The 12,642-nt window shown below is 56.8% G+C and carries 14 protein-coding genes; 6 read left to right on the top strand and 8 right to left on the bottom strand.

The window, feature by feature from the left end; translation table 11 throughout:
* Positions 1–33: 33 nt before the first annotated feature.
* From ACR809_RS11500 to blr, 4 genes are all read right to left on the bottom strand, one after another.
* Complete coding sequence (locus tag ACR809_RS11500; RefSeq protein ID WP_122051263.1) at positions 34–474, bottom strand: DUF2569 domain-containing protein; 441 nt, start codon at positions 472–474, stop codon at positions 34–36.
* A 75-nt stretch (positions 475–549) separates the two neighbouring features.
* Complete coding sequence (ydgT, locus tag ACR809_RS11505; RefSeq protein WP_002907652.1) at positions 550–765, bottom strand: transcription modulator YdgT; 216 nt, start codon at positions 763–765, stop codon at positions 550–552.
* Positions 766–981: 216 nt separating this feature from the next.
* On the bottom strand, positions 982–2,352 hold the full coding sequence (locus tag ACR809_RS11510; RefSeq protein WP_004180160.1) for a GH1 family beta-glucosidase: 1,371 nt from the start codon (positions 2,350–2,352) through the stop codon (positions 982–984).
* 115 nt (positions 2,353–2,467) lie between these two features.
* A complete protein-coding gene (gene blr / locus ACR809_RS11515; RefSeq protein WP_004227851.1) occupies positions 2,468–2,605 on the bottom strand; it encodes a division septum protein Blr in 138 nt (45 codons plus the stop codon).
* Between the two features lie 190 nt (positions 2,606–2,795).
* Here blr and ACR809_RS11520 point away from each other — a divergent pair, with 190 nt between their 5' ends.
* On the top strand, positions 2,796–3,836 hold the full coding sequence (locus ACR809_RS11520; RefSeq protein WP_117373372.1) for an oxidoreductase: 1,041 nt from the start codon (positions 2,796–2,798) through the stop codon (positions 3,834–3,836).
* Positions 3,837–3,871: 35 nt separating this feature from the next.
* On the opposite strand, the gene add is transcribed toward ACR809_RS11520, so the two are convergent.
* Together add and ACR809_RS11530 are read right to left on the bottom strand one after the other, a co-directional pair.
* Complete coding sequence (gene add / locus ACR809_RS11525; RefSeq protein WP_004151209.1) at positions 3,872–4,873, bottom strand: adenosine deaminase; 1,002 nt, start codon at positions 4,871–4,873, stop codon at positions 3,872–3,874.
* A 157-nt stretch (positions 4,874–5,030) separates the two neighbouring features.
* Complete coding sequence (locus ACR809_RS11530; RefSeq protein ID WP_122051264.1) at positions 5,031–6,185, bottom strand: MFS transporter; 1,155 nt, start codon at positions 6,183–6,185, stop codon at positions 5,031–5,033.
* Between the two features lie 193 nt (positions 6,186–6,378).
* On the opposite strand from ACR809_RS11530, the gene ACR809_RS11535 reads away from it, so the two are divergent.
* Together ACR809_RS11535 and ACR809_RS11540 are read left to right on the top strand one after the other, a co-directional pair.
* On the top strand, positions 6,379–6,843 hold the full coding sequence (locus ACR809_RS11535) for a winged helix-turn-helix transcriptional regulator (protein ID WP_004180158.1): 465 nt from the start codon (positions 6,379–6,381) through the stop codon (positions 6,841–6,843).
* A 243-nt stretch (positions 6,844–7,086) separates the two neighbouring features.
* A complete protein-coding gene (locus tag ACR809_RS11540; RefSeq protein WP_002907644.1) occupies positions 7,087–7,272 on the top strand; it encodes a hypothetical protein in 186 nt (61 codons plus the stop codon).
* A gap of 9 nt (positions 7,273–7,281) precedes the next feature.
* Here ACR809_RS11540 and ACR809_RS11545 read toward each other — a convergent pair whose 3' ends face one another.
* Complete coding sequence (locus ACR809_RS11545) at positions 7,282–7,644, bottom strand: hypothetical protein (RefSeq protein ID WP_004143806.1); 363 nt, start codon at positions 7,642–7,644, stop codon at positions 7,282–7,284.
* Positions 7,645–7,903: 259 nt separating this feature from the next.
* On the opposite strand from ACR809_RS11545, the gene cybB reads away from it, so the two are divergent.
* From cybB to ACR809_RS11560, 3 genes are all read left to right on the top strand, one after another.
* Complete coding sequence (gene cybB, locus ACR809_RS11550; protein WP_002907640.1) at positions 7,904–8,431, top strand: cytochrome b561; 528 nt, start codon at positions 7,904–7,906, stop codon at positions 8,429–8,431.
* A gap of 104 nt (positions 8,432–8,535) precedes the next feature.
* Positions 8,536–8,811 (top strand): metal/formaldehyde-sensitive transcriptional repressor, encoded by a 276-nt coding sequence (locus ACR809_RS11555; RefSeq protein WP_002907563.1) that lies wholly within the window; start codon positions 8,536–8,538, stop codon positions 8,809–8,811.
* 24 nt (positions 8,812–8,835) lie between these two features.
* A complete protein-coding gene (locus ACR809_RS11560; RefSeq protein ID WP_004143804.1) occupies positions 8,836–9,954 on the top strand; it encodes an S-(hydroxymethyl)glutathione dehydrogenase/class III alcohol dehydrogenase in 1,119 nt (372 codons plus the stop codon).
* Positions 9,955–10,023: 69 nt separating this feature from the next.
* Here the strand turns inward: ACR809_RS11560 and ACR809_RS11565 are convergent, their stop codons facing one another.
* Positions 10,024–12,396 (bottom strand): membrane-bound PQQ-dependent dehydrogenase, glucose/quinate/shikimate family, encoded by a 2,373-nt coding sequence (locus tag ACR809_RS11565; protein WP_122051265.1) that lies wholly within the window; start codon positions 12,394–12,396, stop codon positions 10,024–10,026.
* Positions 12,397–12,642 lie beyond the last annotated feature (246 nt).

Here is a 12,642-nt window from a genome sequence, read left to right on the forward strand (position 1 = left end):
GATACCAGCGACAACAGGTTAAGTGTGGGGGTATTACGGATTAACAAAAGTCCGTTTTACCCGCTGCGAACGGCGAAAATAGGGCGCCAGCAGCGCAGCGGCCAGCAGCGGAAACAGCAGCTGACGCAGGGCAAGCACATCCGAGACCGGCGAGAAGGCAAAAGCCTTTATCGCCAGCAGCAGGGTGATGAGCAGCCAGATAATATAGTGTTTCGGCACCACCGAGCGCCGCTTGAAAAAGGCGATAGTCAGCCAGAGCGTGTAATACCACATGGCGAGGGCAAACAGCAGCGAGGCGACCCACAGCGTCATATGGCCCGCGCTCATGGCGCGCAGTAGGGTATAGGTCTGCGGCGACATCAGCGCATTGGCAAAAAACAGCAGCGATAACGAGGCGCTCAGCAGCGCCACCAGCAACCAGGCCAGCGGAGCCAGCAGCCATCCGCCGATGCGCTCTGCAGATTGAGACGTCATGTTTCTCCCCTATTCAACGCCAGTGAATAAAATCAGGCCGGGAAGTATAAGCAACTGGCGTGAAGGATGACAGCCTTACTGCACGAATCGCCAAACGGATTTAGGAACCTGGCCCACATCGAACAATTTACCACCGGAGACCAGCTCTGCGCGACGATGATCGGCGGCGCGATACATATTCACGATCTCCTGGGTGTCAGTCAGGGAGTAGTTAAGGTGATCAAATAGTTTTTCAAGGCTTTCCAGCGAACTGATTTTGCGAAATTTTAATAAGTAGTCCAGCACGGTCATTTTCGTATCCATTTTATAATCGGAATTATTGCGTTGAATATTATCAGCATTCACTAAACCTACTCTCAACCAACGGCGCCTTCTGCTGGGGCCGCGTGGAATGAATCAGGTTATATAAACCCATGACAAGGGGCAAAGCCAGCCTTGAAGAGCAGGGAGAAGTTTAAGAATATTCTAAAATCAGACCGGGCGCCGAATGGCGCCCGCAAGAGAAGATTAACGCTGTTCGCCGTGACTGGCAATAACAGATTTGTACCAATAAAAACTCTTCTTTCGTTTCCGCGCCAGATTTTGCTGGTGATCGACATAGACAAAACCATATTGCTTTTGATAGCCGTTGAGCCAGCTCAGCAGATCGATAAATGACCAGGGGTAATAGCCGCGCACATCTGCCCCCAGCGCCAGCGCTTTTTCGAGGGCGCCAATATGGCTGCTGAGATAATCAATCCGCGGGTCGTCGACCACTTCCCCGTCAATAATCGGGTCCTTCGCGCCGAGGCCATTCTCGGTGATATATATCGGAATATCGCCATAGCGCGCCTTAATCATCATAATGCCGTCAGTTAGCCCCTGCGGCCAGATTTCCCAGCCCCATTCGGTATATGTACTCTGGGGATTACGCACGAAATAGAATAATCCCTCCACGCCAGGCTCGCCGCCGGTAGCGATCTCAGGCGGCTGGGCAGATACCGTTTCCCGGCGATAGTAATTCAGACCGATAAAGTCGCAGCGGTTGTCACGGAGCAGCGCGTCGTCGCCTGGAGCAAAGCGAGGTACCCCCCACAGCGCCTGGGTCTGCGCCAGCAGGTCGGCAGGATAGGTGCCTTTCAGCACCGGATCGTACAGCCAGTGAGTATGGATGGCGTCAGCCAGTTCGGTGGCCTTAATGTCCGCCTCGCTGTCGGTGAGCGGGGTATGCGGTTGCAGTACGTTGACGAAGCCAATCTCGCCGGCCACAGCCATCTCGCGAAAGGCCTTCACCGCCAGCGCATGGGCGATAAACACGTGGTGGCAGGCCTGAATGGCACGCGCCGGATCGCGGACCGCCGGGGGGTGGAGGCCGTTAATGTAGCCGTGCCCAATGAAGACAATGGTTTCGTTGAAGGTAGCCCACAGCTTCACCCGTGAACCAAAGCGCGCATAGCACAGGCGGGCGTACTCGGCGAAGGCCTCGGCGGTAGTGCGCGCTTCCCAGCCGCCCTCATCCTGCAGGGCCTGCGGCAGATCCCAGTGATAGAGGGTGATCATCGGCTCAATATTGTGCGCCAGCAGTTCGTCGATCAGATCGCTGTAAAACTGGACTCCCGCTTCATTCACCTTACCGCGCCCGGCGGGCAGCAGGCGGGGCCAGGAGATGGAGAATCGATAGCTTTGCAGGCCCATCTCGGCCATTAACGCCACGTCTTCGCGAAAACGGTGATAGTGGTCGACGGCAATATCGCCGGTGGTGCCTTCAAAGGTGGTACCCGGCAGATGAGAGTAGATATCCCAGATTGACGGTCCTTTACCGTCGGCGTCGTGTCCTCCCTCAACCTGATACGCTGCGGTAGCGGCACCCCATAAGAAATTGTGCGGAAAAGCGGCCATGAAAAAGCTCCCTGTCTGATGATAAAGGGAGTGTAATAAAAGCGCGAGCATACGTGCAACCGGTTTCTGAAACCGGTTGCACAGTTGCGAGGCGGGTCACTGTTTTAACGCGGAGCTACTTCGTGTGCACCACATCCGCTGGCGGTGGGGACTGATAGTTATCTATATGGTGTGCGATAACCAAAAGCAGTGCCGAAATACCAAAAACAATCCAGCCAATAAGTTCTACAATACGGGTAAAAACAGTTGTCATAACACTTCAATATCCTTTGAACACAGCGTGAAATGTTACTCGATGGTCAGCAGATCACAAGGGGTATCTGTCTGATTTCTCACACTTGCATGTAAGTCGCAAAGTAAGGAATGATAAGTTTTGCTCACGGTTTGTAAAATTATTCTCATTAACCTGGTGTTGATATCAGTTGCATAAGCGAGGCGGTAAGATGAGCGATGCGATCCGGGTGGGGCTGGTGGGGTTCGGTTACGCCAGCAAAACGTTTCATGCGCCGTTGATCGGCGGCACGCCGGGTATGGCGCTGAAGGCGGTCGCCAGCAGCGACGCCGATAAGGTCCATGCCGATTGGCCTGGCGTGAAGGTAATGAGTGCGCCGGGGGATCTGCTGGACGACCCGGATATCGATCTGGTGGTCATCGCCACCCCGAACGACACCCACTTTCCGCTGGCGAAAGCGGCGCTGGAGGCGGGAAAGCATGTTGTGGTGGATAAGCCATTTACCGTGACACTGTCACAAGCTCGCGAGCTGGAAAACCTGGCGAAGCACTGCGGTCGGATACTTTCGGTGTTTCATAACCGGCGCTGGGACAGCGATTTCTTAACGGTCAGCGCGTTGATCAACGAAGGTCAGCTGGGGGAGGTGTGTTACTTCGAGTCGCATTTCGATCGCTTCCGACCACAGGTGCGCCAGCGCTGGCGTGAGCAGGCGGGTCCTGGCAGCGGCATATGGTATGACCTCGCGCCGCATCTGCTCGACCAGGTCGTGGTGCTGTTTGGCCTGCCGGTAAGCATCACGGTGGACCTCGCGCAGCTTCGGCCCGGCGCGCAATCCACCGACTATTTTCACGCCGTGCTGGCCTATCCGCAGCGGCGGGTAGTACTGCATGGTACGTTACTCGCCGCCGCGGAGAGCGCGCGCTTTATCGTCCACGGCTCGCGGGCCAGCTATATTAAGTACGGTCTTGACCCGCAGGAGGAGCGGCTAAAAAACGGTGAACGGCTGCCGCAGGAGGACTGGGGATATGATATGCGCGACGGTACCCTGACCCGCGCCGAAGGGGATGAACGTAGTCAGGAGAAATGGCTGACGCTACCGGGTAATTATCCCGCCTACTATGCCGCTATCCGCGACGCGCTTAACGGCGTAGGGGAAAACCCGGTCCCGGCCAGCGAGGCGATTCAGATAATGACCCTGATTGAGTTGGGTATCGAGTCGGCCAGACATCGCGCCACGCTCAGCCTGGTCTGAGGAGGAGCCCGGCAGCACGGCTGCCGGGCCGGTTATCAGCCTTTGGCAACCCGCTGAATGAGGGCGGCTTTTTCCTGTTCGCCGAGGAACGCCAGGGTCAGGCCGTTGATCTGCGCCTGACGGATCTGCTCCCGGCTCAGCCCTGCCGCCGGCGCCGCCACGGTATACTCGTGAATGATGTCCACACCCTGGACCGCCGGATCGTCGGTGTTGAGGCTCGCCAGCACGCCGTGCTCAAGGAACTGCTTCAGCGGATGCTGGGCCAGGGAGGCCACGGTGCTGGTTTGCACGTTCGAGGTCAGGCAGGATTCAATCCCGATGCGGTGCTCGGCCAGGTAGTCCATCAGGGCTGGATCCTCTACCGCTTTAACCCCATGGCCGATGCGCTCCGCGCCCAGCTCACGAATGGCCTGCCAGATACTTTCCGGGCCGGCCGCTTCGCCCGCGTGGACGGTGATATGCCACCCGGCGTCGCGGGCCTGGTTAAAATGGTTGCGGAACAACGTACCCGGGAAGCCGAGCTCATCGCCGGCGAGGTCGAGGGCTGTGATGCCCTCGCGGTGGGCGAGCAGCGCCGCCAGCTCTTCCTGACAGGCGGCTTCGCCGAAGGTGCGGCTCAGAATACCGATCAGCCGGGCGTCGACCTGGAAATCGCGGCATCCCTCTTGAACCCCGGCAATTACCGCCTCTACCACGCCGTCGACCGGCAGCCGGTGGGTCATCGCCATATAGCGGGGAGAGAAGCGCAGCTCAACGTAGTGCAGGCCATTTCGCGCCGCGTCTTCGACGTTCTCATACGCCACGCGGCGACAGGCTTCCAGCGAGGCCAGGACCTTTACCCCCCAGTCGAGCTTGGCGAGGAAACTAACCAGATCGGGCTCAAGGCTGGTGACCTGGACATGAGGACGCAGCGTGTCGAGGGTGGTTGCGGGAAGAGCGATATTAAATTCGCGGCCAAGATCGAGGATGGTTTGGGCCCGGATGTTACCGTCAAGATGACGATGAATGTCGGTTAATGGCAATGAGGAATCAATCATGGTCGCACTCTTTTTTTAGTTAAAGTGCACGTCATTATACAACATGAACATAACTGTTTAAAAGCATTGAAAAAATGTATGCGATACAAATAGCTGGCAGCAATCAGGTCAGCATTACGGTCTTTTTGACTGGCCCCTTTAAAACGCAGAACGAATATCATGATTGACGCGATCCTGACCAGATCAGAAATGCACACGCGCTGACCGCGGCGCCCGCAAGGCAGACCGCCTGCCATCCCCAGTGGGAATAAAGCTGTGTGGCAACGATAGCCCCTGCCGCGCTGCCCAGCGAATAAAAACACATGTAAGCCCCAACCAGGCGGCTTGCCGCTGCAGGCCTGGCGGCAATGATCAGGCTCTGGCTGGAGACATGAACGGCCTGTACCGCAAAGTCCAGCGCAATGACGCCAGCTATCAGCCAAAGCAGAGAGGTTTCGGCATAGCCGATAGGAAGCCATGAGATGGTCAGCAGCGCCAGCGCCAGGCCGGTAGTGCGCTGAGCCCATCCCTGGTCAGCCCACTTGCCCGCTCTGGCGGCGGCCAGCATGCCAGCGAAGCCGGCTAAGCCAAACATCCCCGTCTGGGTGTGCGAGAGGGAAAGGGCGGTGAGCGGCATGACCATGGTCGACCATAGCATGCTGAAAGCGGCGAAGATAAATAGCGCCAGGATCCCGCGCTTTCTCAGTTGCGGCTCGGTGAGGTACAGCTGAAACACGGACTTCAATAAGGAAAGGTAAGTCGGCTTTTGCGGCTGCGGCTGCTGCGGGGGCGAAGGCATGATTTTCCAGACGATCCCGGCAATCATCAACATCAGACAGGCAGCCGTGAGATACACGGCTCGCCAGCCGGCGATATCGGCTATCGCGCCTGAGATAAACCGAGATAACAGGATACCTGAAACAATGCCGCTGGTCAGGGTACCCACCGCCTGGCCTCGTTTCTGCGGCGTCGCCAGTACTGCCACCCAGGCCACCAGCACCTGCACCACCACGGCCATCAGGCCGACGATCAGCATGGCGCCAAGTAGCGTTGCTATATTGGGGGATAACCCTGCCGCGACTAACGCCGCTACTGAAAGCAACAGTTGACTCATCACCACGTATTTACGGTTCAACCAGTCCCCGAGCGGAACCAGGAACAGCAGGCCAATGGCATAGCCCGCCTGCGTAGCGGTGATGACGCTGCCAATCATGCCTGGCGACACCTTCAGGCTGACCGCCATCGAGTCGAGTAAAGGCTGTGCTGAATAAACATTGGCTACTGCCAGCGCGCAGGTTAGTGAAAACAACGCCGTTATCCCTGTGGTCAGCATCGTGTCAGGGACTGACGCAGTTTGGATCCTTTGGCCGGTACATCTACTTGCCTTACATTTCATAAGAGACCCTCTATCTGGTTGCTTTTTAAAACTAGTGTGCCTATAGAATTAGCCTTGCTGGTTTTTTTTTGCAACTGGTAAAGGTGAGGATTAAGCTAGATCAGTAGATAAATTGATAAGGAGCGCGCAGATGGCAAAGCAGGAATCACTTAGAACCAGTGAATGTCCGGTGGCGAGAACGTTGGAATCAATTGGTGAACGCTGGTGCCTGATGATTATCCGCGAAGCATTTGACGATGTGCGGAGATTCAGCGAGTTTCAAAAAAATTTGGGGCTGGCCAAAAATATCCTTGCCTCGCGGCTGAAGCATCTGGTTGATATCGGTATTTTCGAGATTTTACCGGCATCGGATGGCAGCGCATACAAGGAATATGTCCTGACTGAAAAGGGGCGCTCCGTGTTTCCCATTGTTGTGGCGCTGCGGCAATGGGGAGAGCGTTATATGTTTGAGCAAGGGGAAACCTATTCGGTCCTGCTGGATAACGCGCACGGCCAGCCCCTTCAGTATCTGGATGTGCGTTCCGCTCAGGGGGATAAACTGCAACCAGGCGACTGTCATCGCCGGCGCATTGTGTCAGATACCCGCGCCGAATAATGGCGTGAAGAATTTGCAGGATACCAGCGAGAATACGAGCGTGCCGCTAAAGTGTCATGGAACAATCCTGACGTGTTTTTTTGCGAACTGCTTCTGATGCCAAAGCTCCGGACGCGTGAAAGTGACCCACCGCCAACCGCAGGAGGCGGTGCATAACCATTTACAATTATATTTTATTTGAATGTATTCATGTTACATATTAAATTCTGCTTACTTTATCGACGATGAGGCAAGGATGCGGATGTGGAGAGCGTAATCCATAACAATATTGAGGGTTTTCTGCTGTTGTTATTAAGCATGTGGCCGATTCTGCTGGTGGTATTCATTGGTGTCGCAATTTCATTCTATACCATGCTGTTACGTAAGACGGCGCTGGCCTGCCTGCTTTTCGCCCTCGCCATCGGCGCCGCAGGCTGGAGTCTCGCTTAGCCGCTGGCCTCAGGGTTTATCCAGCAGGCTCATACTGGAGGTGGCGGCGCCATCATTCAGATTGGCGGGCGAATGCCAGTCGCGACCCGCCAGCGCACTGTCGCTCTGTCCGCTGCCGACGCCTTGCTGCGTCGACAGCGATGAACCTTCCAGTGCTTCATCCGCCCCTGACCGATCGGGCAGGGAACTGGTATAGCCGCCATTATTCGAGTACGTATCCATGCCGTTGACTTCGTTAGGCACCGTGTCGGTAGTCGTACCGTCATCGTTAATGCAAAACGAGCCGCCAATGCCGTTTGGCTGACAGTCTGCAGCAAAAGCCGGACTGGCCAGCGCGGTCAGTAGCAATAACGGTAAGCCGATTTCCTTCATTCTTATCTCCCAGGGCCGTGTGGTCTGCCAGACATTCTGTACTATAGCGGCGGCAGTAGCGCGGTAAGTAACAAAACTGTGTAATTTTGTAATGACCGGTGGACGGTTTGTCGTTCGGCCAGGAAAGAGCGTGCGCTAAGCGTGGTATAGCGGCTCGGCAGAAAGCGGTAATCAATTGTTAATTCTACGTAAAGGTTAATGAAAATTTAAGGGAACGCCGCTATGTTGGCAGCATCATACTTTCCATAAAGGATATGCCATGCGCGATAAATATTCCGGCCTGCAGATTGGGATTCACTGGCTGGTTTTTTTGCTGGTAGTAGTAGCCTATGCGGCGATGGAGCTGCGCGGGTTTTTTCCCCGCAGTGAACGGCCATTGATTAATATGGTGCATGTTTCCTGCGGGATCACCATTTTCGTGCTGATGGTGGCGCGTCTGCTGGTGCGGCTGAAATCGCCGGCGCCGCCGATCGTACCGAAACCATCGCCGATGATGACCGGTTTCGCCCATCTTGGTCACCTGGCGATCTATTTGCTGTTCATTGCCTTGCCGTTGATCGGCATGGTGATGATGTACTGGCGCGGTAACCCCTGGTATGCCTTTGGTCTGACCATGCCGTATGCCCCGCAGAGCGATTTTGAGCGGGTGGATACCCTGAAGGCGATCCATGAATGGTTGGCCAATGCCGGGTACTTTGTGATTGGCCTGCATGCTCTCGCCGCGCTGCTCCATCATTACTGGTGGAAGGATAATACTCTGCTGCGAATGATGCCTCGTAAGCGCTAAATCATCCTCTTTCACTTCCTGACCCCGTCCCGCGACGGGGTTTTTTTTGCCTTCACCGCTAATAGAATATAGTATACCCCCCTATATGATACGGAGGCGTAATCGTGCCACATTCACCTGAAGATAAAAAACGGGCGCTCAGCCGCGTAAGACGCATCCGCGGCCAGGTCGAAGCCCTTGAGCGCGCGCTGGAGTCCGGCGAGCCCTGTATGACTATTTTGCAGCAGATCGCCTCGATTCGCGGGGCGGCGAACGGCCTGATGGGCGAAATGGTGGAGATCCACCTGCAGGACGAGCTGGTCAGCGGCGACACCACCCCTGAGCAGCGGGCCGCGAGAATGGCAGAGGTCGGTCATCTGCTACGATCCTATTTAAAATAACATCACGACGAGGAAGAGACAGTTATGAAATCACGCGCAGCAGTGGCCTTCGGCCCCGGTCAGCCGTTAAAAATCGTTGAGATTGACGTCGCGCCGCCGAAAAAAGGCGAAGTTCTGGTGAAAATCACCCACACCGGGGTGTGTCATACCGATGCCTTCACCCTCTCCGGTGACGATCCGGAAGGTGTCTTCCCGGCGGTGCTGGGCCATGAGGGCGGCGGGATTGTCGTGGAAGTAGGCGAGGGCGTCACCAGCCTTAAGCCGGGCGATCACGTCATTCCGCTGTATACCGCCGAATGTGGCGAGTGCAAATTCTGTAAGTCGGGTAAAACCAACCTCTGTCAGGCGGTGCGTGCCACCCAGGGTAAAGGACTGATGCCGGACGGCACCACTCGTTTCTCGTACAATGGCGAACCGATCTATCACTATATGGGCACCAGCACCTTCAGCGAATATACGGTTTGCGCCGAGATTTCGCTGGCGAAAGTCAATCCGCAGGCGCCTTTGGATAAAGTGTGCCTGCTGGGCTGCGGCGTAACCACCGGTATCGGCGCGGTGCATAACACGGCGAAGGTCAAGGCCGGGGATAGCGTCGCGGTCTTTGGTCTGGGCGGCATTGGTCTGGCGGTGATCCAGGGCGCGGTGCAGGCACAGGCCGGGCGCATTCTGGCGGTTGATACCAACCCGGATAAGTTCACTCTCGCTAAAGAGATGGGCGCGACCGATTTTATCAATCCGAACGACTACGATAAGCCGATTCAGGATGTGATTGTTGAGCTGACCGACGGCGGGGTGGATTTCAGCTTCGAGTGCATCGGCAATGTAAATGTGATGCGCGCGGCGCTGGAGTGCTGCCATAAAGGCTGGGGTGAGAGCGTGATCATCGGTGTAGCCGGCGCCGGGCAGGAGATCAAGACCCGTCCGTTCCAGCTGGTGACCGGCCGCGTGTGGCGCGGTTCCGCCTTCGGCGGCGTAAAAGGGCGCAGTCAGCTGCCGGGAATGGTGGAAGACGCCATGGCGGGTAAAATTCGCCTCGATCCGTTTATTACCCATCGCCTGCCGCTGGAGCAGATTAACGAGGCCTTTGATCTGATGCATGAAGGTAAATCGATTCGCACCGTGATCCACTTTGGCGACCAGTAATCCCCGACGCTGAAGGCGAATCGTCACCCATAAAAAAAGGGCCCGGATGGGCCCTTTTGTGTATGTCGATCAGTGATGGTCTGGGAGCGCGTAGGCGATGATGTAATCGCCGCGATCCGGGGACTGACGGGCGCCGCCGGCATTGATAATGATGTACTGCTTACCGGTTTTCGGTGAGACGTAGGTCATCGGGCCGGACTGGCTGCCGACCGGCAGACGCGATTTCCAGATCTCTTTGCCGTTCGCGGTATCAAAGGCGCGCAGGTAGAAATCCTGGGTGCCGGCGAAGAACAGCAGTCCGGACTGCGTTGCCAGCGATGCGCCAAGGGTCGGCATGCCGATTGGAATTGGCATGTGCATACGGATCCCCAGCGGCCCGGTGTCTTCTACGGTGCCAACCGGCACCTGCCACACCAGTTTCCCGGTTTTCAGATCCACCGCGGACATGGTGCCGAACGGCGGCTTCTGGCACGGAATGCCCAGCGGCGACAGGAAACGTTCGCGCATCGCGCCAAACGGCGTGCCTTCCATCGGCACGATGCCCATCTCGATCCCGCTGGCGTCTTTCGCCACCTTCGCGCGCGGCACCATATAGTTGGCCAGGCCCAGACGCATATCGTTGACAAACATCAGGCTGTTGTTTGGATCCAGCGAAACACTGCCCCAGTTCATGCCGCCGAGCGAGCCCGGGAACTGCAGGGAACGGTCTTCACCTGGCGGGGTAAAGACGCCCTGATGGCGCATCTCTTTGAACTGAATACGGCACAGCAGCAGGTCGATCGGTGTCGCTCCCCACATATCGGACTCGGTCAACGTCTGGTTGCCGATCATCGGCATCCCTACCGAGTAAGGTTGCGTCGGCGAGTAGCGTTCACCTTTGACGTTGCCCGCCGGCACCGGACGCTCTTCCACTTTGGCCACCGGCTCGCCGGTCTCGCGGTTGAGCATAAAGATCATGCCCTGCTTGCTGGTCTGCACCAGCACCGGGGTGGTGCCGCCCTTGCCGTCAGGCAGATCGTACAGCAGCGGCTGAGACGGCAGGTCAAAGTCCCACAGATCGTGGTGTGTGGTCTGGAAGTGCCAGCGCACCTGGCCGGTGGTGGCATCCACGGCCACGATAGAGGAGCTGTATTTATCGTCCAGCGCGGTACGTTCGCCGCCAAAGAAATCTGGCGTGGCGTTGCCGGTGGGCAGATAGATCAGATTCAGCTTCGCGTCGTAGGACATCGCCGACCAGACGTTTGGCGTACCGCGCGTGTAGGTCTGGCCTTCCGGCGGAACACCGGTCAGCGCTGGATTGCCCGGATCCCACGCCCATGCCAGTTTGCCGGTGTGGACATCAAACGCGCGGACCACGCCCGGCGGTTCGCCAGTGGAGTAGTTATCCGCGACGCGGCCGCCCACCACCACCACATTGCCCGCCACCAGCGGGGTGGAGGTCTGCTGATAGTAACCCGCTTTCACTTCACCCATGCCGACGCTGAGGTCGACAATACCGCCATCGCCGAAGTTTTCGCACAGTTTGCCGGTATCGGCATCAATGGCGATCAGGCGGGCGTCGATGGTCGGCAGGAACAGACGACGGGAACAGGCGGCCGGCTGCGTGCCTGACGCTGTCGCGGTTTGCGCCTGGCTATCTTCGTAATAGCCTAAGCCGCGGCAGCGCTGCCAGTTGGGTGAAGAGGATTTGGAGTCATAGCGCCATTTCTCTTTTCCGCTGTCCACATCCAGCGCCAGCACTTTACTGTAAGGGGTACAGACATAGAGAGTATCGCCAATCTGCAGCGGGGTGTTCTGATCTTCCGCGCCCGAGCCGTTGCTCTGTGGGATATCGCCAGTATGCGCTACCCAGGCAACCTGCAGCTGGTTGACGTTTTGTTTGTTGATTTGGTCGAGGGCGGCGAAACGGTCGCCGTGGGTGGTGTTACCCCAGTGCGCCCAGTTTTTCTGCTGTTCGCCTGGCGCGACGGGCTTGACTGGTACCGCTTCAGTCGCGCTGACCAGCGGTGCGGATTTGAACATCCAGCCAAAGCTCACCGCCAGCGCCACGGCGAGAACGGCGGCGACGCCATAGGCCGGGCCTTTTTTCGCCGGTGGGCTGGCGAGGAAAGGCCAGACCAGGGCGGCCAGGAAGGCCAGTACGCCGAGCGCAAACAGGCGCGAGAAGAGCGGCCAGTAGTTCCAGCCAGCGTCACTAATCGCCCAGATCACCGAGGCGATAAACGCCACGGCGTATAACAGAATACCGCCGCGGCGGTTGCGGAAAATCAACACCGCCGCGATGACCATGACCACGCCCATCAGCGCGAAGTACAGTGTACCGCCGACGAGGGCCAGTTTTGCCCCAAGAATACCCACAGCCAGACCGATAATGAGCATCAGTCCGGCGAGAAGCCACTGCAGGATCCGGGGGAATCCGCGCGGCGCGATGCCAGTTGCCATGTAATCTCCTTAACCACACCAGCCACCTCACTGTGAACCAAATGAAACATGTTGCTTTTGAATCATTTTTGAATGAAGTGGTTTTAACCTTCATAAAACTGTATTTGTTGCTTGATTAGATTTCGAGTGAACCATTTGGTGAAATCGAGACATGATAGATCTGTTAAAGAAGTTTGCGCAAATGTTAATAAATAATTTCGCACTAAATGATTATTTTGCCGAATATGTCTAACGTCATGGGGAGCG

This window comes from Klebsiella sp. CD33 (assembly GCF_051992865.1).
GTDB lineage: Bacteria > Pseudomonadota > Gammaproteobacteria > Enterobacterales > Enterobacteriaceae > Klebsiella > Klebsiella pneumoniae.